The organism is Actinoplanes auranticolor (genome assembly GCF_018332655.1).
Taxonomy (GTDB): Bacteria; Actinomycetota; Actinomycetes; order Mycobacteriales; family Micromonosporaceae; genus Actinoplanes; species Actinoplanes auranticolor.
The window spans coordinates 25,485-50,290 of the sequence record NZ_BOQL01000060.1; the positions used below are offsets into that span (position 1 = coordinate 25,485).

Here is a 24,806-nt window from a genome sequence, read left to right on the forward strand (position 1 = left end):
CGTTCGTGGCGGCAGCCGTGTCCCCTCCTGTGTTTGACTCAGGGGATGCCGATCGTCGATGAACCAGTCCATCCGGCGTGGCTGCCGCCCGGGGCCTGGCGGCCGATCACGGGCCGCCGCGTCCGCGTCACCGGCGAAGGCCTGCTGGTGCGGACCGTGCTCGCGGAGCTGCGGGCGGCCGGAGCGACCCTCGTCGAGACCGACGGCGACGTCGAGTTCGGGCTGGGCGGCGATCCCGCGCTGGACGGCGAGGGATTCGAGATCGTCCGGCGCGACGGCCGCACCCTGATCCGTGCGGCCGCGCCGCACGGCCTGCTGCACTCGCTGTTCCACCTGCTCCGGGAGGCGCCGGCGGGTCGCTACCGGCCCGCGGTCGACCGCCGGATGGTCGACCACTGGGACAACGTGGACGTCCATCCGGTGATGGGTCAGGTCGAGCGGGGGTACGCCGGCGGCTCGCTGTTCTGGCGGGCCGGCGAGCCCCGGCGGGACCTGCCGCGGGTGGCCGCCTACGCCCGGCTGCTGGCGGCGTGCGGCGTCAACGCGGTCGCTCTCAACAACGTCAACGTGCACGCCACCGAGACCCGGCTGCTCACCGACCGCCTCGCCGAGGTGGCCGAGCTGGCTGCCGAGTTCCGCCGCTACGGCATCCGGGTGCACCTCTCGGTTTCCTTCGCCGCCCCGGTGCACCACGGCCTGCCCGGTGCCGACCCGCTCGACGACCGGGTGGTGGCATGGTGGGCGGAGGCCACGCGAGCGGTCTACGAGATGATCCCCGATTTCGGCGGCTACCTGGTCAAGGCCGACTCCGAGGGTCAGCCGGGCCCGTTCACGTACGGCCGCTCGCACGCTGACGGCGCCAACCTGCTGGCCGGTGCCCTCGCCCCGCACGGCGGCGTGGTGCACTGGCGGGCCTTCGTCTACAACCACCGGCAGGACTGGCGGGACCGCTCCGTCGACCGGGCCCGCGCCGCGTACGACCACTTCACCCCGCTCGACGGAGCCTTCCGGGACAACGTGGTCGTGCAGGTGAAGCACGGCCCGATGGACTTCCAGGCGCGCGAGCCGGTGGCGCCGCTGATCGCCGCCATGCCCGCGACCCGGCTCGCCGTCGAGGTGCAGGCCACCCAGGAGTACACCGGTCAGCAGCGGCACCTCTGCTATCTCGCTCCGATGTGGAGTTCGCTGCTGCGGGGCACCGACGGTCCGGCGATCGCCGGCGTCGCCGCCGAGATGGTCGCGGTGGCCAACACCGGCGACGACCCGTTCTGGACCGGGCACCCCCTGGCCCAGGCCAACCTGTACGCCTTCGGCCGCCTCGCCTGGGACCATACGCTCGACCCGGTGACGATCCTCGACGAGTGGACCGGCCTGACCTTTCCCGGCGCGTCGCCGGCGTTGCGGGCGACGCTGCACGCTGTCATGGACGGCTCCTGGCAGACGTACGAGCGGTACACCGCCCCGCTCGGCGTCGGCTTCATGGTGCGGCCCGGCCACCACTACGGCCCCGACGTGGACGGCTACGAGTACACGCCGTGGGGGACCTACCACCATGCCGACCGCGACGGTGTGGGCGTGGACCGCACGGTGGCCACCGGCACCGGATTCACCGGGCAGTACCCCCAGCCGTGGGCCTCGATCTATGAATCGGCGGCCGACTGCCCCGACGAGCTGGCCCTGTTCTTCCACCATCTGCCGTACGGTCACGTGCTGCGTGACGGCCGCACGGTGATTCAGCACATCTACGACACGCATTTCGCCGGCGCCGCCGAGACCGCGGAGATGCGCCGCCGCTGGCAGACGATCAGCGACGAGGTGCCGACCGAGCTCTTCCGCCGGGTCGCCGGTCTGCTGAACGAGCAGGTGCGCTCCGCCGAGGAGTGGCGGGACCAGATCAACGCCTACTTCCTCCGCAAGTCCGGAGTGCCCGACGAACACGGCCGTCCGATCTACTGACGCCGGCGCACCGGCTCCTCACCGGATGAAGCGGTGCTCGATCTCGGCCCGCATCGGGTCCGAGACGGTCAGCAGGGCTGCGGCGAAGACGGCCGCGAACAGCGCCAGCACAGCGTCGGACCACCACACCACTACGGCGCCGGCGGCCAGAGCGAGCCCTGTGGTGCCCAGGGTCACCCGCGGGGTGCGGACCAGGAACCAGGCGGCCAGCCGGGCGACGTCCCGGGTCCGGAACTCGTACAGCGACGCGATGACCAGAGCGTTGGCCTGCCACAGCAGGGAGCCGGCGGCGAGCGCGACGAGGGCGGCGTGCCACCACCCGGGCACCCCGGCGCCCTGCGGGTGGGCCAAGGTGATCCCGGCGACCGCGGCCCAGGCCAGCCAGGGCAGCCACAGCTTCAGCACGGCCCGGGCGTTCATCCGGTAGCCGCGCCAGAACACGCGAGCGGGGGAGAGGTCGGTCAGGTCACGGCCGCGGTGACGCAGTGCGTAGAGAGCGGCGGACAGGGCGGGCCCGAGCGGCACCGCGGCCGCCGCGAGCAGAGGGACGTTGCTGGCGTCCCGGTCCAGCAGGACCGGGACCACCACCGCCGGCGCGGCCGTGACCAGGACGCAGAACTGCACCACGAGCAGGGTGTGCACCAGCGCGGCGGCCCGGGCGAGCGGCCCGGTACCCCAGGTCACGGTCGCGGTCATCTCACTTCTTTCCCTTGAACCGCTCGTACGCCTTGTTCAGGGTGCCGACGTACTGGTCCAGGCCCTTGCCCTTGAGCTCGGCGACGTAGGCGTCCCACTCGGAGAGCGGCCGCTGGCCGAGGATGAACTTCAGCGTCTGCTGGTCGACGTGATCGCGCAGAGCGGCCTCCTGCAGCGTCGCCTGCTCGCGCTCCTCCACAGTCAGCGGACGACCCGGGGGAACCGGGCGGATCGTCCGCTTGTTCATCTCCGCCTGGAACGCCTTCTCCTCCTTGGAGAACTGCGAGTTGAGCATCGCGGTGCTGCCGCCGTACGCGAAGACGCCGTTGGAGTACCCGTAGTCGACCTGCAGGTCCTTGGCCGCGTCCGGGTTCAGCCCGCTCCACTTGACCTTCGGGTCGAGCTTGAAGCTGGCGTCCTCCACCTTGCCGGTGAAGGTCTCGCCCTCGACGCCCCACCGGGCGAACATCTGGCCGGCGTCGGAATACCAGAGCCAGTCGACGAACTGCATCATGGCCACGAAGTTCTTGTTCTGCAACGCCTTGCGGGAGATCATCAGCCCGTTCTCGAGCCGGTTGTCCGGCGGCAGCGAAGCGCCCATCGGTCCCATCGGCAGCGGTATCTTCGCCACGGTCGCCCCGGGAAGCTTGGCGATGTCCTTGCGGGCTTCCTTCACCAGGGTCTGGGCGTTGCAGCACATCACGAACGACTTACCGCTGGCGAACTTCTGCCGCGCGTTGTCGTCGGTCTGGGTGAAGCTCTCCGGGTCGACGAGTTTCTCGCTCACCAGCGCGGCGAGGTACTGCAGCATCTGCCGGTACTGGTCGGTCGCCCCGGTGAAGGCGAACCTGCCGGCGGTGGCGTCCCAGTACGCCGGGTTCCACGACCAGCCGGAATTGACGCCGTAACCCTGGCCCACGATGCTGATCAGCGCGTTGCCGCCAGGCTGGGGCGGCGTGCTCCACCGGTCGGACAGCGGGTACTGGCTCGGGTACGCCTTTTTCATCTCGCGCAGCATCGTGGTGACGTCGTCCCACGTCTTCGGCATCGGCACGCCCAGCTTGCTCAGGATGTCGGTGCGCACCGCCAGCGTGTAGTCCTGCCAGACGCCCTCGTGCACGCCGGGCAGCAGGTAGTACTTGCCGTCCTCCTGGGCGTACGTGTCGAGGTTGGCCTGCAGGTTCCAGCGCTTGACCTTGTCGGAATAGTTCGGCATGAGGTCGGTGTAGTCGCTGACGGCCAGGACCGCGCCGCCGGCGATGTACGCCTCCTCGGCCGGGTGGTACGTCTTCGGGATGAGCAGCGGGGCGTTGCCGGCGCTCACCATGACGCTGCGTTTCTGGTCGTAGTCGCTGCCCGGCACCGCGACCGGGTCCAGCGTCACGTTGGTGCGCTTGGTCAGCTCGGCCCAGAACGGCCACTCCGGCTTGTACGGGTAGGCCTGGTTGCTCAACAGCATGATCGAGAACTTGAGCGGCTCGGTTGCCTTGAACTGGTCGCCGGCTTTGTATCCGTCCATCGCACCGGCGCGCTTTTCGTTCAGGTCAACGGACTCCGGGTCGTCGTCGCTGCAACCGGCCATGCCGGCCACCGCGGCGGCGCCCGCCGCGGCGAGAAGCTGACGTCGGGAAAGATGAACCATGGGGACTCCTCTGGGTGGGCGTGGAACACGGCCCGGCGTCACCCCTTGACGGCGCCGAGCATGACTCCGGAGACGAAGAAGCGCTGGATGAACGGGTAGACCAGCAGGATCGGCAGCATGGTGAGCACGATCGTCACGGCCTGGATGTTGGCCGCGATCTGCAGCGCCGCGTCGCTCGACGCGGTCTGGTCCGTGCCGCCGGTCGCTCCGGCGATCAGGTTGCGGAGGTAGACGGTGACCGGGAACAACTCCTGCCGGTCCATGTAGAGGAAGCCCGGGAACCACGAGTTCCAGAACGCCACCGCATAGAACAACAGCATCGTCGCGAGCACCGCTTTGGAAAGCGGCAGCACGATGCGCCACAGAGTTCCGTAGGTCCCCATGCCGTCGACCGCGGCGGCTTCCTCCAGCTCGGTGGGCAGGCTCTCGAAGAACGCCTTCATCACCAGCAGGTTGAACACGTTGATCGCGTTCGGCAGCACGATCGCCCAGATGGTGTTGCGCAGGCCGAGCGAGCTGACCAGCACGTAGTTGGGGATCAGACCGCCGTTGAAGAACATCGTGAACACGGCGATGGCGACCAGCAGGCCGCGGCCCTTCAACTGGCGCTTCGACAGGACGTACGCGTAACAGGTGGTCAGAGCGAGCGCGACGGCCGTGGCGGCGATCGTGTAGACCACGGTGTTGCGGTAGTTGGTCCAGAACATCGCGTCCGACATGACGATCCGATAGGTGGTCAGGTTGAACCCGCGGGGGATCAGATTGACCTGTCCGGAACGGATCTCCTGCTCGCCGCTGAACGAGCGGGCCAGGATGTTGACGAACGGGAAGAGGGTCAGGACCACGACGGCGGTCAGGACGAGCGCGTTGACCACCTGGAAGACCCGGTAGCCGCGGGTCGGCCGTGGTCCCTGCGGCCGGGTCGCCGGCGCGTCGATCAGGCTCACCACAGGCTCGTCCCGACCGTGCGTCGCGACAGGTAGTTGGCCGAGAGCACCAGGGTCAGGCCGATCACCGACTCGAACAGGCCGATCGCCGCCGCGTAGCTGAAGCTGCCGGAGACGACGCCGACCCGGTAGAGGTAGGTCGAGACGACGTCCGCGGTGGGGTAGATCAGCGGGTTGTAGAGCAGCAGGATCTTCTCGAAGCCGACCGCCAGAAAGGTCCCGATGTTGAGAATGAGCAGCGTGACCATCGTGGGCCGGATCCCCGGCAGCGTCACGTGCCAGGTCTGCCGCCACCGGTTCGCACCGTCCACCTGCGCCTGCTGGTAGAGGTCGGCGTCGATGGTGGTGAGCGCGGCCAGGTAGAGGATCGTGCCCCAGCCGACGGTCTGCCACACCTCGGAGCTGACGTAGATGGTGCGGAACCATCCCGGTTCCTGCATGAAGGCGACCGCATCCTGACCGGCCGCACGCAGGCCCTGGTTGACCACGCCGTCGACGGAGAGCATCTGCAGCACCAGGCCGGCGACCACGACGACGGACAGGAAATGCGGCAGGTAGGCGATGGTCTGCACGAACCGCTTGAAGAACCGGGTGCGCACCTCGTTGAGCAACAGGGCCAGCACGATCGGCAGGGGGAAGCAGAAGAGCAGGGTGAGCGCACCGATGATCAGGGTGTTCGTGAAGACCTGCCAGAACGTCGGGTCGTGCAGGAACATCGTGAAATAGCGCAGGCCCACCCAGGTCTCGCCGAAGAGATCGCCGCCCGGTACGTACCGCCGGAAAGCGATCACGTTGCCCAGCATGGGCAGATAGCGGAAGAGCACGAAGAACAGCAAAGGCAGTACGGCAAGCGAGTAGAGCTGCCAGTCACGGCGTATCGCCGCCGACCAGGTGCGCCGGCGCGGCCGGATGTGACGCTCACCGCGTACGGCGCCCGGCGGTTCGGTACCGGACACCGGGTCGGCCGTTCTGGGCAGGGCCATGCCGTTCCTCCTGCCTCTGGGTCGGCCCGCGACGGTGCCGAACACCGACGAGCGAAAGTTACGACAACGGCCGCTTTGTTTCGGAAAACTAAGTGCCACATCGATGTCTGTCAACCCCGTCCGACCGGGCGAGGCAAACGCTTACCTAAGCCGCTCCGGGTGCTTCGGCGAGGGGCCAGGACCCACCGTCGTGCGGTGAGGCAGCTGAGGCGAGACCGGAAGTTTCGGCCGGTGGGGTCATCCGGGCGCCTCGCCGGCCGGGAGGAGCTGGAGGGGGCGCTCGGAAGGCGCCGGTCGCGAGGTTGTGACGGGGGTCGATCTGGAAACCGTTTACCTATTCGCTTTTCACCATTCCTGAAAACGCCTCGTCGAAAAAGCGTAACGACGCCCGACCTACCGTTGCCACCTGCACCGATGTGCCGGGATGGCGTCCCGTGCAGCGGGCAAGACCATCGCTTGGGAAACCGGACGAGGACGTTTTCTTGAGTGTTCGTGATCGGCCGCCGTAACATGCCAGACGCGGTTGTTACCGTTCACCTGACCGACTTCGCCAGGAGCGATCGGGGCCGGACCAGCGAGAGCGGTCGGCTCCGCTCCGGCATTCCCGTCTTCCCCCAGTGTGTTGGAGTCCGCCCATGCCCTCCTCATCCCTGAGTCGCCGCCACCTGCTGCAGGCCGCCGGTGTCGGCGCGCTGGCTGCCGCCGGCGGCGCCGGTGCCGTCCTGCCCAGACCGGCCGGTGCGGCGGTGGTTCCGCCAGCCCGTGCCGACATCGGTGTGTCGGCATACCCGTTCGACCTGGGCCAGGTGCGGCTGACCGCGGGCCGGTTCCAGGACAATCAGAACCGCACGCTGAACTACCTGCGCTTCATCGACGTGGACCGGATGCTCTACAACTTCCGGGCCAACCACCGGCTCTCCACCAACGGAGCCGCGACCAACGGCGGCTGGGACGCTCCGAACTTCCCCTTCCGCTCCCACATGCAGGGGCACTTCCTCACCGCCTGGGCGCAGGCCTACGCCGTGCTGGGCGACACCACGTGCCGGGACAAGGCCACCTACATGGTCGCCGAGCTGGCCAAGTGCCAGGCGAACAACGGTGCCGCCGGGTTCAACACCGGTTACCTGTCCGGCTTCCCGGAGTCCGACATCAACGCGGTCGAAGCGGGCACGCCCATTGCCGTGTCGTACTACTGCATCCACAAGACCCTGGCCGGGCTGCTCGACGTCTGGCGGTACATCGGCAGCACCCAGGCCAAGGACGTCCTGCTGAAGTTCGCCGGCTGGGTCGACTGGCGCACCGCCCGGCTGAGCTACAGCCAGATGCAGACGGTCCTGCGGACCGAATTCGGTGGCATGAACGAGGTGCTGACCGACCTCTACCAGCAGACCGGCGACTCGCGATGGCTGACTGTGGCGCAGCGCTTCGACCACGCGGCGATCTTCGACCCGCTCGCGGCGAACCGCGACGAGCTCAACGGCAAGCACGCCAACACCAACCTGCCGAAGTGGGTGGGGGCGGCCCGCGAGTACAAGGCGACCGGCAACACCCGGTACCGCGACATCGCGAGCAACGTGTGGAACATGATCGTCGGCGCGCACACGTACGTGATCGGCGGCAACAGTCAGGCCGAGCACTTCCGTCCGCCGAACGCCATCGCCGGATACCTGGCCAACGACACCTGCGAGCACTGCAACACCTACAACATGCTGAAGCTCACGCGCGAGCTCTGGCAGCTCAACCCGGACCGGGCGGCCTACTTCGACTACTACGAGACGGCGCTGCTCAACCATCTGATCGGCGCGCAGAACCCGGCCGACAGCCACGGCCACATCACGTACTTCACCCCGCTCAAGCCGGGTGGGCGGCGGGGCGTCGGCCCGGCGTGGGGCGGCGGCACCTGGTCCACCGACTACAACAGCTTCTGGTGCTGCCAGGGCACCGGTATCGAGACCAACACCAAGCTGATGGACTCGATCTACTTCTACAACGGCACCACCCTGACGGTGAACCTGTACGTGCCGTCCGTGCTCACCTGGTCCCAGCGCGGGATCACGGTCACCCAGTCCACGACGTACCCGGTCAGTGACACCACCACGCTGACGCTGTCCGGCACGGTGAGCGGCTCGTGGGGCATCCGGTTCCGTATCCCGTCCTGGACCACCGGCCCGGTGATCAGCGTCAACGGCACGGTGCAGAATGTCACCGCGACGCCGGGCAGCTACGCGACCGTCACCCGGACCTGGGCGGCCGGCGACACGATCACGGTGAAACTGCCGATGCGTGTGATCATGAAGGCCGCGAACGACAACGCCAACCTCCAGGCCATCACGTACGGGCCCGCCGTGCTCTCCGGCAACTACGGCAACACCGCCTTGTCCGCGGCGCCGTCGCTGACCGTCTCGTCGATCACCCGGACCAGCACCAGCAGCCTCGCGTTCACCGCGTCGGCGAACGGCTCCACGGTGAACATCGGCCCGTTCCATGACGCCCAGGGCTTCAACTACAACGTCTACTGGAACACCAACGGCACCACCACGCCGACGGGGAACACCTACAAGCTGGTCAACGTCAGTACCGGTCTGGTGCTGGGTGTGCAGAACATGTCGACCGCTGACGGTGGTCTGGCCGTGGTGTGGAGTGATTCGGGTACGGCCGACCACAACTGGGTGCGGATCGCTGACGGGTCGAATGTGCGGTTCCGGAACGCCCACAGTGGCAAGGTGCTGGGAGTGGAGAACATGTCGACTGCTGACAATGCTCGGGTGTTGCAGTGGGGTGACACCGGTACCGCGGATCATCGTTGGACGTTGGTGGCCAACAGTGACGGCTCGTTCCGTATTCGCAATGTCAACAGTGGCAAGGTCCTGGCGATCCTGAACGGTTCCAGTACGTTGGGTACTCAGGCGGTGCAGTTCACCGACAACGGCAGCGCGAAGAACAACTGGCGCCTGGTCCAGGTCAGCTGAGGCGAAGCGCCCGACGACACTACGAGACCACACTCGCGGTGTCGTCGGGCGCTGCTCAGCTCGACGTGGACCGGTGCGACGAGTGTGGATTCGCCTACGTCACCGTTCGGCGACGGAGCTGCCGTCCCGGTTGGCGGCGGCGGGCCCCCGGTATGCCGCCGCATTCGCCACGGTTCGCGACCCCCGGCGCCGGCCGGCCCTGCCCCTGCTGCGCAAATCCTCGAATCCCACGGTGGTCACCGTGTCGAGCAGCATGGGGTCCTTCTGGGCGGTGACCAATCCCGAACGGCCGGAATCCGCCATGCCGCTCGCCCTCTACGCGGCGTCCAAGTCGGCAGCCGCCATGCTCACCGTGCAGTACGCCAAGCTGCATCCGGGGATCAAGTTCAACGCCCTCGAGCCGGGCACCACCGCCACCGACATGACCGCCGCCTTCGGCATCGGCCGGCCGGTGGAGGAGAGCGCGAGGATCGTCGTGCGGCTGGCCACGCTCGGCGCCGACGGCCCCACCGGAACGTTCCAGGACGAGAACGGGGACCTGCCCTTCTGAGGCATGTGTGGGGTTTTCGGTACGCCGACGATATGCGCCGGCTCGTAGCATCCACACCATGCGTGTGCTGGTTGCCGAGGACGAGCCCTACATGGCCGAGGCCATCCGGGACGGGTTACGCCTGGAAGCGATCGCGGCCGACATAGCGGGCGACGGTGACACCGCTCTGGAGCTGCTGAGCGTCAACGCCTACGACATCGCCGTGCTCGACCGCGACATCCCCGGGCCCACCGGTGACGAGATCGCCGCCCGCATCGTCGCCTCCGGCAGCGGCATGCCGATCCTCATGCTCACCGCGGCCGACCGGCTCGACGACAAGGCCTCCGGGTTCGAGCTGGGCGCCGACGACTACCTCACCAAGCCGTTCGAGCTGCGGGAACTGGTGCTGCGGCTGCGTGCGCTCGACCGCCGGCGCGCACACATCCGGCCACCCGTACGGGAAATCGCGGGCCTGCGGGTGGACCCGTTCCGCCGCGAGGTCTTCCGGGACGGCCGGTACGTCGCACTGACCAGGAAGCAGTTCGCCGTGCTGGAGGTGCTCGTGGCGGCCGAGGGGGGTGTCGTCAGCGCGGAGGAGCTCCTGGACCGGGCGTGGGACATCAACGCCGACCCGTTCACCAACGCTGTGCGGATCACCGTCTCGGCGCTGCGCAAGCGCCTCGGCGAGCCCTGGATCATCGCCACCGTGGCCGGCGTCGGCTACCGCATCGACACAGCGCCCGGCACCGGACGGGCCGGAGGGGACCGTGGATAGGGCGCCCGGGCTGAGCGTCCGTTTCAAACTCACCCTCAGCTACGCAGGGTTCCTCATGCTCGCGGGCGGCCTGCTGCTCGCCACGGTGTGGGTGTTCCTGCTGCGGTACGTACCCGAGGTGATCGAACTCTCCGGCTTCGACGTGCCCCGCACCCCGGGCAGCGGCCCGCGGCCCGGTCCTTTCGTACCCGATCGTGCGGACCTGGTGCGCGCCTTCACCCCCTGGGCCGCGCTGGTGCTGATGTGCCTGCTGATGTTCGGGCTGCTGGGCGGGTGGATCCTGGCCGGCAGCATGCTCGCGCCGCTGAGCCGGATCACCAGAGCCACCCGCCTGGCCGCGCAGGGATCGCTCTCCCAGCGCATTCAGCTGGAGGGCCGCAGCGACGAGTTCCGCGAGCTCGCCGACGCCTTCGACGCCATGCTGGCCCAGCTCGAAGCCCACGTCGCCGAGCAGCGCAGATTCGCCGCCAACGCCTCCCACGAGCTGCGCACCCCGCTGGCCATCACCCAGACCCTGCTGGACGTGGCGCGCAACGACCTGAACCGCGACACCGGCGCCCTCGTCGAACGCCTGCGCCTGGTCAACACCCGGGCGATCGACCTCACCGAGGCGTTGCTGCTGCTCAGCCGGGCCGACCAGCGGTCCTTCACCCGGGAACACGTCGATCTGTCGCTGCTGGCCGAGGACGCCACCGAAACGCTCCTGCCGCTCGCGGAGAAGGGCGGCCTGAGCATCGAGACCTCCGGCGACATCGCCCCCACCGTCGGATCCCGGCCGCTCCTGCTGCAGATGACCACGAACCTGGTGCACAACGCGATCGTGCACAACGGGCCCGACCGGGGCACGGTCCGGGTCACGACCACGGTCCAGCCCGGGGCTGTGGTGCTCACGGTGGAGAATACCGGCGAGCAGCTCACCGCGCAGGTCGTCTCGACGATCGCCGAGCCGTTCCAGCGCGGCACCGCCCGGGTCCACGACGGTCACGCCGGGGTCGGCCTCGGCCTGGCCATCGTCAGGAGCATCGTCCAGGCCCACGACGGAACGCTCACCCTGACCCCTCGCCCGGGCGGCGGCCTGCGCGTCACGGTCCGGCTCCCCGCGGTCGTCAACGCCGGGCCAAAGGGGTCAGCCGGCGCGAGTCGGTGACCGGGAAATCAACCACGTTCCGGGTACGGCTCATGCGAGGGCGGCGTGCTCCACCGCGGTCTTCGGGCGATTGTCGTGGGCGAGGATCCGGGGGCCGAAACCCCGGAGCCGGTCGATGACCGCCGCGCCGATCCGCCTCGTTCCGATGACTCCGACGGTCAGGTCGCGTAGTTCTCGGCCGCGTACCTCGTGCGGCCGGTAGTCGTGCGCGTCGGCGCAGCGCGAGAAGGGTGGAATCGACGATCGGGGTCTTGTGTCCGACGCCGCATATACGCGCGTTCGCGGACCTGCCCGGCCTCACCCCCGGCCGTCCAGCGACCAGATCAGGACACCGACCGTAACAGTTTTCTGCGCTTGTCCTTGTCCGCTGGGCGCGACAACGGACCGCTCCAAGGGCCGCCACCCGATCGAGATATAGGTACCGTTCGATCGCGGGTGCACGCACGCCGCTCACGACCAGCGTGTGATCTGCCCGGCGTGGAGGAGCGATCATTGCAGAGCAGTGGCCCGGAGCGGCGAAGTGGCGCCCCTCCCGCGGGCATGATGCCCGCCACCACGCCCGGTCCGACCAGACTCGGGTCGACGCGTTCGGCGCGCCCATCGCCGCCGTGAACGACCCGGATCTCGTGGAAGCCGACCTGGTCGCCGGCTCAATGTGCACAGTAAGTCACCAGATTTCGATGCGCGGGTTGTGGCGTGAGAACGCTGTCCACCCAGGACAAGGAGAGACACGTGTCCCGTCCACGCCGTGTTAACCCCGGAAGAATCCTGTTCACCGCTGCCCTGCTCGCGTTCACCATGCTGGTGACCGTTCTCAGTGGCACGCCGGCCCAGGCCGCCGCCGAAGGCCCACAGCCCGCGGCGGCCCGGGCCGCGGCCGCCCCGGAGCCGTACTCCGTCCTGGTCTTCTCCAGGACCGCCGGCTTCCGGCACGACGCCATCCCGGCCGGCATCGCCGCCATCAAGCAGCTCGGCGCCGACAACGGCTTCACCGTTGACGCCACCGAGGACGGTGCCGCCTTCACCGACGCCAACCTGGCCAAGTATCGCGCGGTGATCTGGCTGTCCACCACCGGAGACGTCCTCGACCCCGCCCAGCAGGCGGCCTTCGAGCGCTACATCCGGGCCGGCGGCGGGTACGCCGGCATCCACGCCGCCTCCGACACCGAGTACAGCTGGCCCTGGTACGGCGAGCTGGTCGGCGCGTACTTCGCCAGCCACCCCGCCAACCAGCAGGCAACCGTGAAGGTGGAGGACCACGCCCACCCGTCCACGGCCGAGCTGCCGGAGCGCTGGTCGCGTTTCGACGAGTGGTACAACTTCCGGTCCAACCCCCGCGGTGACGTGCACGTGCTGGCCAGCCTCGACGAGACCAGCTACACCGCGGGTGCCGGTGCGATGGGTGCCGACCACCCGACCGCGTGGTGCCAGGACTACGACGGCGGACGGGCCTGGTACACCGGCGGCGGCCACACGATCGAGTCGTACGCCGATCCGGCGTTCCTCGCCCACCTGCTGGGCGGCATTCAGACCGCGGCCGGGCAGCTGGACGCCGACTGCGGCGCCTCGCTGACCGAGAGCTTCGAGAAGATCACCCTGGACAGCAACACCAGCAACCCGATGGAGCTGGACATCGCCGACGACGGCCGGGTGTTCTACGTCGAGCGCGACGGCCGGGTACGGATCATCAAGCCCGCCACCGGCACCACGGTGACCGCGGTCGACCTGGACGTCTTCACCGGCAACGAGGACGGCCTGATCGGCATCCGGCTCGACCCGGACTTCGCCGACAACGGCTGGGTCTACCTCTACTACGCCCGCAACGACGGCGTGGCCCGCAACCTGTTGTCCCGGTTCACCGTCACCGGCGACACCATCGACCCGGCCACCGAGAAGGTCGTCCTGCAGGTCACCACCCAGCGCAACACCTGCTGCCACGCCGGCGGGAGCATGACCTTCGACAACGCCGGCAACCTCTACCTGGCCACCGGCGACAACACCAACCCGTTCGAGTCGGACGCCTTCACCCCGATCGACGAGCGTTCCGGCCGGCAGGACTACGACGCCCAGCGCAGCTCCGGCAACACCAACGACCTGCGGGGCAAGGTGCTGCGGATCCACCCGGAGGACGACGGGTCGTACTCGGTCCCGGCGGGGAACCTCTTTCCGGCGGGCACCGCGCAGACCCGCCCGGAGATCTACGCGATGGGCTTCCGCAACCCGTTCCGCATCGGCGTCGACCCGGCCACCAACACCCTCTACGTCGCCGACTACGGGCCGGACGCCGGTGCCACCAATCCCGACCGCGGTCCGGAGGGGACCGTGGAGTGGAACATCGTCTCCGCCCCGGGCAACTTCGGCTGGCCGTACTGCATCGGCGCGAACTACGCCTACAACGACTACCAGTTCCCGTCCGGCCCGAGCGGGGCGAAGTTCAACTGCGCGGCGCCGGTGAACAACTCGCCCAACAACACCGGCCTCACCACGCTGCCGCCGGCCGTCAGCGCCACCGTCGACTACGACTACAGCGGCAACCCCCGCTTCCCGGAGATCGGCGGTGGCGGCGCCCCGATGGGCGGCCCGGTCTACCGCTACGACGCCGACCTGAACTCCGCGCGCAAGTGGCCCGCCTACTACGACGGCAAGGCGCTGCTGGGCGAGTGGAACCAGTCGAAGATGTACACCATGCAGGTGACCGCCGACGGCCGGTCCCTGGTCGACATCAACCAGTTGCTGTCCGGGATGAAATTCATCCGTCCGATGGACTTCGAGTTCGGCCCGGACGGCGCGATGTACATGATCGAGTGGGGCACCGGCTTCGGCGGCAACAACGACGACTCCGGCATCTACCGGATCGACTACATCGCCGGTGACCGGGCACCGATCGCCGCGGCCGCCGCCACCCCGACCTCCGGGACGGCCCCGTTGACCGTACGGTTCTCCAGCGCGGGATCCCGCGATCCCGACGGCGGCGCGCTGACCTACGCCTGGACGTTCGGCGACGGCGCGACCTCGACCGAGGCCAACCCCACCCACACCTACGCCGCGGCGGGCGACTACACCGCGCAGCTGACCGTCACCAACCCCAAGGGGCGCAGCGCGGTGGCGAACGTCCCGGTGACGGCCGGCAACACCGCCCCGACGGTGAGCATCGAGTTCCCGCCCGACGGCGGCTTCTTCGAGTGGGGTGACCAGGTCCGGTACACGATCAAGGTCACCGACCCGGAGGACGGCGAGATCGACTGCGACCGGGTGCGGTTGCAGGTGCTCCTCGGCCACGACGAGCACGCCCACCCGCTGGAGCAGCACACCGGCTGCACCGGCACCGTGCAGACCACCCTCGCCTCCGGGCACGGCGCGGAGGCCAACGTCTTCGCCGTCTTCGAGGCCACCTACACCGACGACGGCGGCTCGGGCAGTGCCGGCCCACTCACCGGGCGGGCGATCGAGCGGTTGCAGCCCAAACGCAAGCAGGCCGAGTACTACACCGGCACCGGCCGGGTGCCCGGCGGCGTCGGCGGTGGCGACCCGGGCGTGGGCCGCGAGACCGGCAGCGACCCGGCCGGCGGCGGCCAGAACATCGGCTTCATCGAGGACGGTGACTGGTGGTCGCTGGACCCGGCCAGCCTGACCGGCATCGATTCGATCCGCTTCCGGGTCGCGTCGGCGGCCGCCGGCGGCCGGATCGAGGTACGCGCCGACGCCGCCGACGGCCCGCTGGTCGCCACGGTCGAGGTGCCGGGCACCGGCGGCTGGCAGACCTGGGTCGACGTCACCGCGCCGGTCACCGGCACCAACGCCGGCTCCCTGTTCTTCGTCGCCCGGGACCCGGCCGCCGGGACGGGGTCGCTGTTCAACGTGAACTGGCTGGACTTCCTGGGCCGGGGCGTCACCGAGAACGCACCGCCGAAGGTCAGCGCGGTCGCGACCCCGGCAGCCGGCACCGCGCCGGTCACCGTCGCGTTCGACGGTACGGCCACCGACGCCGAGGGCGACACCCCGCTGACGTACGCCTGGGACTTCGGCGACGGCGGCACGGCGACCACCCTGGACGCCAGTCACACGTACCGGGTGCCCGGCACCTTCACCGCCACCCTGACCGTCACCGACAGCCGCGGCGCCAAGTCGTACGCCAACGTGCCAGTCAAGGTCGAAGCGCCGAACACCTCGTGCTTCGGGGCCCGGTCGGACGACTTCCTCGGCAGCGCGCTGGAGCGGGACCGCTGGACGGTGGTCCGGGAGAACCAGCTCTACTCGGTCGCCGACGGCACGCTACGGCTGCCCACCGCCGCGGGCGACCTCTACGGCACCCGCAACGACGCCACCAACCTGGTCCTGCAACCCGCGCCCGGTGGTGCCTGGCAGGCCACCACCAAGCTCACCGTGCCGATCACCGAGACCTACCAACAGGCCGGTCTGATCGTGTACGGCGACGACGACAACTACGCCAAGCTCGACCTGCTCTACAACGGCGCACGGACGGTGGAGTTCATCCGGGAGACCGCCGCGAGCCCCCGCAACGAGAGCGGCGACAGCACCGCGGCGCCCGCCGGCGATGTGGTGTACCTGCGGCTGACCAGTGACGGGACGAACCTGACCGCGGAGGCTTCCGCCGACGGCCGGACCTTCACCCCGGTCGGCCGGTCCGCCGCCCTGGCCGCCATCGAGAACCCGCGTGTCGGGGTCTTCGCCCTCAACGGAGGCACGACGGCGCCGGTGGTGGACGCGGCGTTCGACTGGTTCCAGTTCACGCCGGACGCCCCGGCGGAACCGATCGCTCCGTCGGACGAGTTCACCGGCGCCGCGCTGGACAAGTGCCGGTGGAACGCGATCGTCCGGGAGGACCCGGCGACCTACCGGGTCGCCGACGGAGCCCTGCGCATCGACGTACCGAACGGCGACATCTACACCGGCAACAACACCGGGCCGACGAACTTCGTCCTGCAGGCGGCGCCGGCCGGCGACTGGACCCTGCAGACCAAGGTCGACGGCAGCCTCCTGGACGAGCAGTACCAGCAGGCCGGTCTGCTGGTGTACGGCGACGACGACAACTACGTCAAGCTCGACTTCGTCGCCGACAACGCCGCGGGCCAGCCGGTCAGCCGGCGGATCGAGTTCCGCAGCGAGATCGGCGCCGCGGTGCAGGACCCGCAACCGCAGGCCGGCAGTCTGACCTCGGCGGTGTGGCATCTGCGGCTGGCCCGGGTCGGCACGACCTACACCGCCGCGTACTCGGCCGACGGCACGGAATGGACGACGTTCGCGCCGCTGACCAACGCCGCCGTCGGGGCCACCCCGAAGGTGGGGCTGTACAGCCTCGGAGCCGCCCAGACCGCCTCGAAGACCGTCGAGTTCGACTACTTCCGGATCAGTGCCGAGGACGCCGACACGACCGCGCCGGTGACCAGCGCCAAGGTGTCCGGCACCCCGGTCGAGGGCTGGTACACCGGAAACGTCACGGTCACCCTGACCGCGGACGACGAGACCGGTGGCAGCGGGGTGGCGGGCACCGAGTACCAGCTCGACGACGCCACCGCCTGGACCGCGTACACCGCCGGCGTGCCGGTCGGTGGTGACGGCACCCACGAGGTGCGCTTCCGCTCGACCGACTCGGCCGGCAACACGGAGCAGGCGAAGTCGGTCACGATCAAGATCGACAGTACGGCTCCGGTCACCTCGGCCCAGTTCGCCCCGGCCAACGACAACGGCTGGCACGACGGCACCGTCCCGGTGGTGCTGAAATCGGTGGACGCCGGTTCCGGGGTGGGACTGCTGGAGTGGTCGCTGGACGGTGGCGCCTGGACGCCGTACACCGCACCGGTGGACGTGACCGGGGACGGCGAGCACGAGCTGCTCTACCGGGCCAGGGACAAGGCCGGCAACGCCGAGACGCTCAAGTCGGGGGTCGTACGGATCGACGGCACCAAGCCGACCCTGCTGGTCTCCGGGTTGGCCAACGGCCAGCTGTACGGCGACAGCCAGGACATCCGGACCTCGTGGCAGGCGGTCGACCCGACCTCCGGCATCGAGACCACCACGGGCACGCTCAACGGGCGGCCGTACACCAGCGGTTCCCTCCAGGCGCTGTACGAGCTGCCGCTCGGCCTGCACGAGCTGACCGTGACCGCGACCGACAAGGCGGACAACAGCACCTCGACGACGGTCAGGTTCTTCGTCACCACCTCGTTCCGGGACATGCAGAACCTGCTGGACCGGTTCAAGGCGACCGGACGGCTCTCCACCAAGGCACATCGGCAGCTGTCCACCAGACTGGACGCGGCCCGGGCCTCGGAGGCAGCCGGCGAGGACGAGCGGGCAGTGCGGCAGCTGGCCACCTTCAGGACGCTCGTCACCGATGCTGCTCTGGTCACTGACACCGACGTGCGGGACACCCTGCTCCGCGACGCCGACGCGATGACCGAGCGGCTCGGCGGCACCGCCGGCCGGGCCGGGGTACGGGCGAACGACGGCAAGCCGCTCACCGGTGCCGGCCGACTCGCCGAGGACCCCACCCGGATCTCCCCGGACCGCCCGCTCTGACGACAGCGGCCCCGTCCCGCCACCCAGGGGACGGGGCCGTCCGTCGCGCAGGAAGGAACAGCTTGATGCGTCGTACCCGTGGAGCAGCCGCCGTCCTGGCCGGACTGTTGCTGGCGATCCTGCCGGCGGCCGGCCCGGCGTGGGCGCACAACGGAAAACTCAAACTGGAGGTCGCCGGCGACGGCGCCACCGGCATCACCGTGCAGGCCCGCCATGCCGACGGGCACCGGCTGGACACGCTGGTCCGGCTGGTCCTCACCGCCACCGCCGACGGTGGACGGGCTGTCGGGCCGGTGCAACTCGCACCGGCCGGCGAGGGCCAGGGTTTCTACACCACCGGCCCGATCCTGGCCCCCGGAAAGTGGCGGGTGACGGTCCGTGCGCCGAAGCCGTACGCCGGCAAGGTGACCGTCGACGTGCGGGCCCGAGCGGCCCAGTCGGCTCCGGCGCAGGTGGCGCCGGTCACGGCAGCGAAGCGGGACGGGTCCCTGCAGCGCACACCCTCGTCGTGGTGGTCGCCGGTCGTGCTCGGCGTGCTCGGCATCCTCGGTGTCGCGACGATCGCCGCGATGGTGTGGCTGAGGGTGCGCCGGCGCGATGCCCGGGTCTGATCCGCCGTTGTTCGTCCTGATAGGGAGGTCAGCCTGTTCACCGGCACACCCCCGAGATGGCGCAGGGCACCGACCGGTCAGATCAGGACCGCGGCCAGGGCACGGAACTCCTCGCCGGGGAAGGTTGTGGCGTCGCCTCCGTTGAGGACCTGGATCGCCACCTCGTCCGCGCCGGCCTGGAAGTGCTTGTCGAGGCCGGCGGCTACCTGCTCGGGCGTACCCCAGGGGATGAGGGCGTCGACCAGGCGGTCGCTGCCGCCGTCGGCGAAGTCCTCGTCGGTCCAGCCGAAGCGGCGCAGATTGTTGGTGTAGTTCGGCAGGGAGAGATACCCGGCTGTGTACTGCCGGGCGGTTGCCCGCGCCGCCACGGGGTCGGCCTCGACGACCACCGCGACCTCGGGGACGAGCAACCGGTCGGGTCCGAGCGCCGCGCGGGCCTCGGCGGTGTGCTCGGCCGGGGTGAAGTACGGGTGCGCGCCGACCGAACGGTCGCGGGAAAGGTCCAGCATCCGGGGGCCGAGGGCGGCCAGGATCCGCTGCTCGGCACCGAGTCCCGCCGCGTCGAGGGCGTCGAGGTACGCCACCATCTTCGAGTACGGCTTGCGGTAGTCGGTGCCGTTGCCTTCGACCAGCACGGCGTGGCTGGCGCCGAGACCGAGAAGGAACCGCCCGGGGTGGGCCCGCTGCGCGTCCTGGGCGAACGCAGCGACCGCAGCCGGCGACGAGTGCCAGATGCTCACGATTCCCGGGGCGACACCGATGCGCTCGGTCCCGTCGAGGATCTCGCGGAAGCGCGAGGGGACGTCCTGGCCGAAGCCGGCGGAGAACCAGATCCGGGAGTAACCGAGGTCTTCCAGCTGGACCGCGGCTGCGACGGCTGCCGCCGGGCTCTCGGCCTGGAGGAAGAACGGTTGCCACACACTGATGAGTCTTGGGGCCATACCCGAACAATACGATCCGCCGGCCGACGCGGTACCACGGGGCGGACGGTGAACGTGAGCCGTCCGCTCAAAACAGTGGAATTGATGGGTGGCTATACCCTCGCAATTACGGTGTGCTGCGCGGAAGGATCATTGCCATGGCCTGGGTCGGCGCGAACAAAGACATGCTCAGTCTCCTGATCGCTCTGCTGGCAATCCTGGTGTCACTCTCGACTGCTCTGATCAACCTCCGGAACTTACGGACGAACAGTTTCGTCGCGATGCAGAACGTGATGCTCAACGGCGAATTGCAGCGCGGCCGGCTGTTGGTGTACCGGGCGATCGCGACGGGTGAGGTGCCACCGCGTGATTCCGACGAGGAGTATCTGATGGTCAGATCCCTCGCCGTCTTCGACCAGCTCGGCATGATGTCCCGGCAATGGATCGTGCCGCGCAGATGGGTGCTGCGATTCTGGCACCCCCGCCTCCAGCTGCTCAAGCACGGATTCGGGATGGAGCCGGATCCCACCCGCCCGTACATCCTGCAGGGGCGGCCGAACCTCCAGTACCTCGTTGATCGCGCGGAGCGGTACCACTGCGCCGACACCTGCTGCGCGAACGGCCAGAAAGAGAGTCGCCTCAGCGAGCCCCGAAAAATGCGCCGGGCGACACAGCAAAGCGGCGCGGTGGGGCCCGGGCACGACGAGGAGTCGGCCCTGGAATGAAGCCTCCACCTTGAACCGACGACCTTCGGAATTCGGACGACGGCCTCGGCCCGGACACTGCGATCGGCTGGCCGGATCGGATCCTGGTTCTCTCCTACGCCACGTGGTAGATCGCGGTGGCGCGGATCGTCTCGCGCCGGACTCGACGCTGACGGGAGTCATGCCGTTTCAGGGAACCCGGATCGCCTTCCAGCCGGTGGTGTCGCATTGGCCGTGTCCGTTGTTTCCGGTGGCGACGACTGTTCCGTCCGTGCGTAGTCCGAGAGTGTGGGTGGATCCGGCTGCCACCGCGACGATCTCGCGCCAGTCGGTTACGTCGCACTGGCCGGCGTTGTTGCTGCCGACGGCCACGACCCAGCCGGCTTCGGTGACGGCGACGGTGTGGTAGCTGCCGGCGGCGACTGCGACAACGTCCTCCCAGGCGGCGACATCGCAGGCGCCCGCCGATTGATCCCCGACGGCGAGAACGCGTCCGTCCTGGATGAGCCCGACGGTGTGGAGATAGCCGGCGGCGACGTCCGTGACGTCCCGCCAGGGGTCGACCGCGCACTGACCGCGGCGGTCGTTGCCCACGGCGACGGTGGTGCCGTCGGCTCGGAGGCCCACCGAATGCCAGTCACCGCAGGCCAACCCGACGATCTCCCGCCATGGGCCCACGTCGGCTGCTCCCTCGCGGAGCCGGCCGGCAGCCAGCACGGTGCCGTCACCGGCCAGTCCCAAGGTGCGGCGCCAGCCCGCGGCGACCAGCGTCACGTCGCGCCACGACCCGACATCGCATTGCCCGTCACCGTTCCAGCCCGTGGCCAGCACCGTGCCGTCCGCGCGCAGGCCGACGCTGTGGGAGCGTCCGGTGTTCGACGCCGTGTGCACGTTGCCCGCCGCCACGGCGACCACCCGGTCCCAATCCTCGACCTGACACTCACCTGAGGTTCCGGTGCCGGCCGCCACCACGCTGCCGTCGGCCCGCAGCCCCAACGAGTGTCGTCGTCCGGCGGCGATGAGGGAGCTGTTCACCCGTACACGGTAAGCGGTTGACTTTCCAGCGGCTGCAACGTCGAGGATTCATCCATGGACGGACACGGCGACCTGCTCACCATCGGCCAGCTCGCGCGCCGCACGGGCCTGACCGCACGCACCCTGCGCTTCTGGTCCAACGAGGGCGCCATCGCGCCGGTGGGCCGAACGGCCGGTGGCTACCGGCTCTACGACGGCGCAAGTGTGGCCCGCGTCGAACTCGTCCGCACGCTACGGGAGCTCGGTCTCGGGCTCGACGACGTCCGCCGGGTGCTCGACGGCCGGGGCACGATCGCCGAGGTCGCCGACACGCACGTGGCGGCGATCGACGCGCAGATCCGTGCCCTGAAGGTGAGCCGGGCTGTCCTGTCCACCGTGTCGAAACGTCGATCCACCGCCGAGGAGACAGCACTGATGAACCGGCTGGCCCGCCTTTCCGCCACCGAACGGATGCAGATCATCGACGACTTCAAAGCGGACGTGTTCGGCCGCCTCGACATCGAGCCGAGGCTGCGCGACCGGGTACGCGACCTGCGCATCGACCTGCCCGACGAGCCCACCCCCGATCAGGTGGACGCCTGGATCGAACTGGCCGGACTGGTCCAGGACCCGGACTTCCGCGCCCGGCTGCGTACCTTCCTGGAACTGAACACCCCCGCACCCGGGCAGCCGGCACCGCCCGGAGCGACCATCTGGTGGGCCCGGCAGGTCGTCAACACCGTTGCGCAGGCCAGGGAAGACGGCGTCAACCCCGATGAGCCCGGGGCGGCGGAGCTGATCTCCGCCATGTTCGGCACCGCCGACCTGAGTGCCGTCCTGGCGTCTCTGGAGGCGGGGATCGACGCAGAGGCGGAGCGGTATCGCAGACTGGTCGCTCGCGTGCGGGGACAACGCAGCGCGCCGGACGCCACTGAGGAGCTGCAATGGCTGGCCGCGGCGCTACGGACCGCCACCTCAGGAGCAGCAGCGCAGCGATGACGCGGCGTCCGCCGGGGTCGGCGGACGCCGCGGGCGCCTGGTTACGCCGTGGCGCGTAGCCGGTTGACCCATCCCTGAGCGGTGTAGCGGGGCACCTGGTAGTGCGCGGCGACGCCGGCCACAGTCTCGACCTGCTGGAAGACCGCGGCGAGATCGTCGGGGGTGCGCCGGTAGACGCGTCCGCTGGGGGCCGCGGTGGTGGTGGCTCGGGTCCGTTTCGCGGGAGTCTGGCGCTTGGCCGGGGCCGCGTCGCGCGTGGCGGCCTGCTTGCGCGCCGGCGCAGGTGCGGCCTTCGCCTTCGCGGCGGCTTTCCCGGTGGCCTTGGCCGGAGCCTGCTTGGCCGGAGCCTGCTTGGCGCTGCGCTTCGCTGCCGTGGCGGCGGCCCGCGCCGGGCGCTGCGGCGCCGCAGCGGCGGTGCTCGCACGTGCGGGGCGCTGTGGCGCTGCTTTAGCGGTGCTCGCACGTGCGGGACGCTGCGGTGCTGCTGTGGCGGTGCGCGCGCGAGCAGTGCGGGGCGTCGGTGCTGCCTCAACAGGCGGTGTGGTCTTGCGGGTGCGGGCCTTCGGCGTCGCGGGGGCCGCCGGCAGTTCGGCCGGCGCGGTGGCGGCAGCGGCTTCCAGAGCGGGCACACTCCCGGCGTCGCTGAGCGCGGTCGCAGCGGCGACCCGCTGATCGCCGGATGCCGTGCCCCCGCCGGTCACCGCGCGCAGCAGCAGGTCGAAATCGACGGTCGGGATGTGTCCACTGGACAGTCCCTGCGGGGCGTGCAGGTGCACGTCGGTGATCCGGACCTGGTCGCCGGAGGTGTCGACCACCAGCCTGGTGGCAGCACCGCTGTCGTCGTTCGGGGCGATCGTGATGGTGTACGAGTCCATGAGTTTCCTTCGCGGATGCCAGGCGTGACGGCGTTGGTCGAAGGTCGCCAATGTAGCGCCGCGTCGGATCTCCGCCGGTACGGGCGGGGGTGTACCACCGGTACACCCCACTGGTAACCTGCCGGCATGCGAGTCGCCGTCAAGGTTGTGGGAACCACGGGCGTCATAGTTCTGATCAGCTGTCCGTTGTGGGCCCCGCAGTGGGGCGCCGGCATCCTGGGCGAGATCTCCGGGCAGCCGCTGCCGGTGAGCGTGGCCGTGGTGGCCGCATTCTTCGGCCTCGTCGCGCTGTACTGCCGGGTGCTGCACCGCACGCTGGTGCTGGTGCGTCGCGATGCCCGGTCCGCTGCGCCCGCCTCGGTGTGGTGGATGTTCGCCATCCCGTACAACTTCGTCGAGGACTTCTTCATCGTCCACCGGATCGCCGCCTCGGTGGCCGTCGATGCGCGGGTCCCGGCCCGCGCCTTACGGCGCTGGTCGGCGGTCGGCTACGGCTGGTGCACCCTGCAGATCGTGTCGCTGTTTCCCGGAGCCTCCGGCTTCGCCGCCGGGATCCTGGCCGGGCTGCTGTGGGCGGCGCACTGGGTGATGACCGTACGCATGAACCGTCGCCTCACCGCCGGGCGCGTGCCCGCCGGGGCCGTCGCCGCGACACGGTAGGTTCACCGGATGCCGCTGCCGCGCTTCGACCGGTTGCCTCCGGGCACCCGGGCGGCCATCCTCGCCGTCGCCCGCAGCCACTTCGCCCGCGCCGGCCGGCATGAGGCGTCGTTCAACCAGATCATCGCCGACGCGGGGATCTCCAAGACCACGGCCTACCACTATTTCGACGGCAAGGACGACCTCTTCGCCGCCGTCGTCGCCGACGTGACCGGCCGGACGCTGACGGCGCTGGGTCCCTGGGCCGAGGCCGGCACCGCGGAAGCGCTGTGGGAGCAGGTGACGGCCGGGACCCACCGGCTGCTCGCGCACCTGCGCGACCATCCCGACGACCGGGCGGTCCTGGCCGGCGCGTCGCTCAGCGAGCAGAGCAGTCCGTGGATCGACCACCTCGTCGGCAACGCCCTGCGCCTCGGCCTGATCGACACCCACCCCGACCTCGAACTGATCACCATGGCGACCGCGGCCGTCATCGGCACCGTCGACGGCTGGGCTCTGCGCCGGCCGGACGCAAACCCGGGGGAAGCGCTGATCATCCTCCTCAGGCGGCTCTGGAACACTCCGCAGAAGTAGCGGCAAAGGCGACGCCCGCGATGTGGGTGTTGAACGGGGTGTGCAGCCGGTACGGCTCGGTGTCGACCCGGGCGAAGCCGGCGGCGCGGAGCAGGCCGGCCAGGTCCCTCTCAAGCGCGACCGCGGCCCGGCAGCCCGGCACCGGCCGAGGTGTACGCCACGACGGTGCTGTCGGCCGGTTTCACCTGATCGAGCCGCTGCTGCACCAGGCGATTGTCACTCGCCCGGGCCGGGGGGTGTCCCTATGGGTTTCGTCAAGCGGCGAG

The 24,806-nt window shown here is 69.7% G+C and carries 18 protein-coding genes and 1 pseudogene; 11 read left to right on the plus strand and 8 right to left on the minus strand.

All coding sequences use genetic code 11. From position 1 onward, the window contains the following. Window positions 1-45: 45 nt before the first annotated feature. Window positions 46-1,956 (plus strand): alpha-glucuronidase, encoded by a 1,911-nt coding sequence (locus Aau02nite_RS34400; RefSeq protein WP_212992789.1) that lies wholly within the window; start codon window positions 46-48, stop codon window positions 1,954-1,956. An 18-nt stretch (window positions 1,957-1,974) separates the two neighbouring features. On the opposite strand, the gene Aau02nite_RS34405 is transcribed toward Aau02nite_RS34400, so the two are convergent. The 4 genes from Aau02nite_RS34405 to Aau02nite_RS34420 are packed head-to-tail and all read right to left on the minus strand — an operon-like array spanning window position 1,975 to window position 6,224. Further along, a complete protein-coding gene (locus Aau02nite_RS34405) occupies window positions 1,975-2,652 on the minus strand; it encodes a YesL family protein (RefSeq protein WP_212992790.1) in 678 nt (225 codons plus the stop codon). Window position 2,653: 1 nt separating this feature from the next. Next, on the minus strand, window positions 2,654-4,294 hold the full coding sequence (locus Aau02nite_RS34410; protein ID WP_212992791.1) for an ABC transporter substrate-binding protein: 1,641 nt from the start codon (window positions 4,292-4,294) through the stop codon (window positions 2,654-2,656). Between the two features lie 38 nt (window positions 4,295-4,332). Beyond that, a complete protein-coding gene (locus tag Aau02nite_RS34415; protein WP_246595654.1) occupies window positions 4,333-5,241 on the minus strand; it encodes a carbohydrate ABC transporter permease in 909 nt (302 codons plus the stop codon). Further along, window positions 5,238-6,224, minus strand: coding sequence for an ABC transporter permease (locus Aau02nite_RS34420; RefSeq protein ID WP_212992793.1), 987 nt, complete (start codon window positions 6,222-6,224; stop codon window positions 5,238-5,240). Before Aau02nite_RS34420 ends, Aau02nite_RS34415 begins: the two co-directional genes overlap by 4 nt. Window positions 6,225-6,859: 635 nt before the next feature. Here Aau02nite_RS34420 and Aau02nite_RS34425 point away from each other — a divergent pair. From Aau02nite_RS34425 to Aau02nite_RS34440, 4 genes are all read left to right on the plus strand, one after another. Beyond that, window positions 6,860-9,193 carry a beta-L-arabinofuranosidase domain-containing protein gene (locus Aau02nite_RS34425; protein WP_212992794.1) on the plus strand — a complete coding sequence of 778 codons (2,334 nt, stop codon included), beginning with the start codon at window positions 6,860-6,862 and terminating at the stop codon, window positions 9,191-9,193. 82 nt (window positions 9,194-9,275) lie between these two features. Further along, the gene (locus Aau02nite_RS34430; RefSeq protein WP_369076758.1) at window positions 9,276-9,743 is read left to right on the plus strand and encodes an SDR family NAD(P)-dependent oxidoreductase; all 468 of its coding nucleotides are present in this window, start codon (window positions 9,276-9,278) and stop codon (window positions 9,741-9,743) included. Window positions 9,744-9,801: 58 nt separating this feature from the next. Beyond that, window positions 9,802-10,497, plus strand: a complete 696-nt coding sequence (locus tag Aau02nite_RS34435; RefSeq protein WP_212992796.1) for a response regulator transcription factor — start codon at window positions 9,802-9,804, stop codon at window positions 10,495-10,497. Further along, on the plus strand, window positions 10,490-11,644 hold the full coding sequence (locus tag Aau02nite_RS34440; RefSeq protein ID WP_212992797.1) for a sensor histidine kinase: 1,155 nt from the start codon (window positions 10,490-10,492) through the stop codon (window positions 11,642-11,644). The genes Aau02nite_RS34435 and Aau02nite_RS34440 overlap by 8 nt, the downstream gene beginning before the upstream one ends. A 36-nt stretch (window positions 11,645-11,680) precedes the next feature. Here the strand turns inward: Aau02nite_RS34440 and Aau02nite_RS34445 are convergent. Beyond that, window positions 11,681-11,866 (minus strand): annotated as a pseudogene (locus Aau02nite_RS34445) (NAD(P)-dependent oxidoreductase); the annotation flags it as partial. 510 nt (window positions 11,867-12,376) lie between these two features. On the opposite strand from Aau02nite_RS34445, the gene Aau02nite_RS34450 reads away from it, so the two are divergent. Both Aau02nite_RS34450 and Aau02nite_RS34455 read left to right on the plus strand, forming a co-directional pair. Further along, window positions 12,377-18,184, plus strand: coding sequence for a ThuA domain-containing protein (locus tag Aau02nite_RS34450; RefSeq protein ID WP_246595655.1), 5,808 nt, complete (start codon window positions 12,377-12,379; stop codon window positions 18,182-18,184). 65 nt (window positions 18,185-18,249) lie between these two features. Further along, window positions 18,250-18,795, plus strand: coding sequence for a hypothetical protein (locus Aau02nite_RS34455; RefSeq protein ID WP_212992798.1), 546 nt, complete (start codon window positions 18,250-18,252; stop codon window positions 18,793-18,795). 77 nt (window positions 18,796-18,872) lie between these two features. Here Aau02nite_RS34455 and Aau02nite_RS34460 read toward each other — a convergent pair whose 3' ends face one another. After that, on the minus strand, window positions 18,873-19,736 hold the full coding sequence (locus Aau02nite_RS34460; protein ID WP_212992799.1) for a TIGR03620 family F420-dependent LLM class oxidoreductase: 864 nt from the start codon (window positions 19,734-19,736) through the stop codon (window positions 18,873-18,875). A 137-nt stretch (window positions 19,737-19,873) separates the two neighbouring features. Between Aau02nite_RS34460 and Aau02nite_RS34465 the strand changes: the two genes are divergently transcribed. Beyond that, on the plus strand, window positions 19,874-20,440 hold the full coding sequence (locus Aau02nite_RS34465; RefSeq protein WP_212992800.1) for a hypothetical protein: 567 nt from the start codon (window positions 19,874-19,876) through the stop codon (window positions 20,438-20,440). A gap of 168 nt (window positions 20,441-20,608) precedes the next feature. Here Aau02nite_RS34465 and Aau02nite_RS34470 read toward each other — a convergent pair whose 3' ends face one another. Beyond that, entirely contained in the window at window positions 20,609-21,454 is an 846-nt protein-coding gene (locus tag Aau02nite_RS34470) for an RCC1 domain-containing protein (RefSeq protein ID WP_212992801.1), read from the minus strand. Window positions 21,455-21,508: 54 nt separating this feature from the next. Here Aau02nite_RS34470 and Aau02nite_RS34475 point away from each other — a divergent pair, with 54 nt between their 5' ends. Then, window positions 21,509-22,432 carry a helix-turn-helix domain-containing protein gene (locus tag Aau02nite_RS34475; RefSeq protein WP_212992802.1) on the plus strand — a complete coding sequence of 308 codons (924 nt, stop codon included), beginning with the start codon at window positions 21,509-21,511 and terminating at the stop codon, window positions 22,430-22,432. Between the two features lie 41 nt (window positions 22,433-22,473). On the opposite strand, the gene Aau02nite_RS34480 is transcribed toward Aau02nite_RS34475, so the two are convergent. Further along, window positions 22,474-23,307, minus strand: coding sequence for a hypothetical protein (locus Aau02nite_RS34480; protein WP_212992803.1), 834 nt, complete (start codon window positions 23,305-23,307; stop codon window positions 22,474-22,476). 126 nt (window positions 23,308-23,433) lie between these two features. Here Aau02nite_RS34480 and Aau02nite_RS34485 point away from each other — a divergent pair, with 126 nt between their 5' ends. Together Aau02nite_RS34485 and Aau02nite_RS34490 are read left to right on the plus strand one after the other, a co-directional pair. Then, complete coding sequence (locus Aau02nite_RS34485; RefSeq protein WP_212992804.1) at window positions 23,434-23,967, plus strand: hypothetical protein; 534 nt, start codon at window positions 23,434-23,436, stop codon at window positions 23,965-23,967. 9 nt (window positions 23,968-23,976) lie between these two features. Next, on the plus strand, window positions 23,977-24,540 hold the full coding sequence (locus tag Aau02nite_RS34490; RefSeq protein ID WP_212992805.1) for a TetR/AcrR family transcriptional regulator: 564 nt from the start codon (window positions 23,977-23,979) through the stop codon (window positions 24,538-24,540). The last annotated feature ends 266 nt before the right edge of the window (window positions 24,541-24,806 follow it).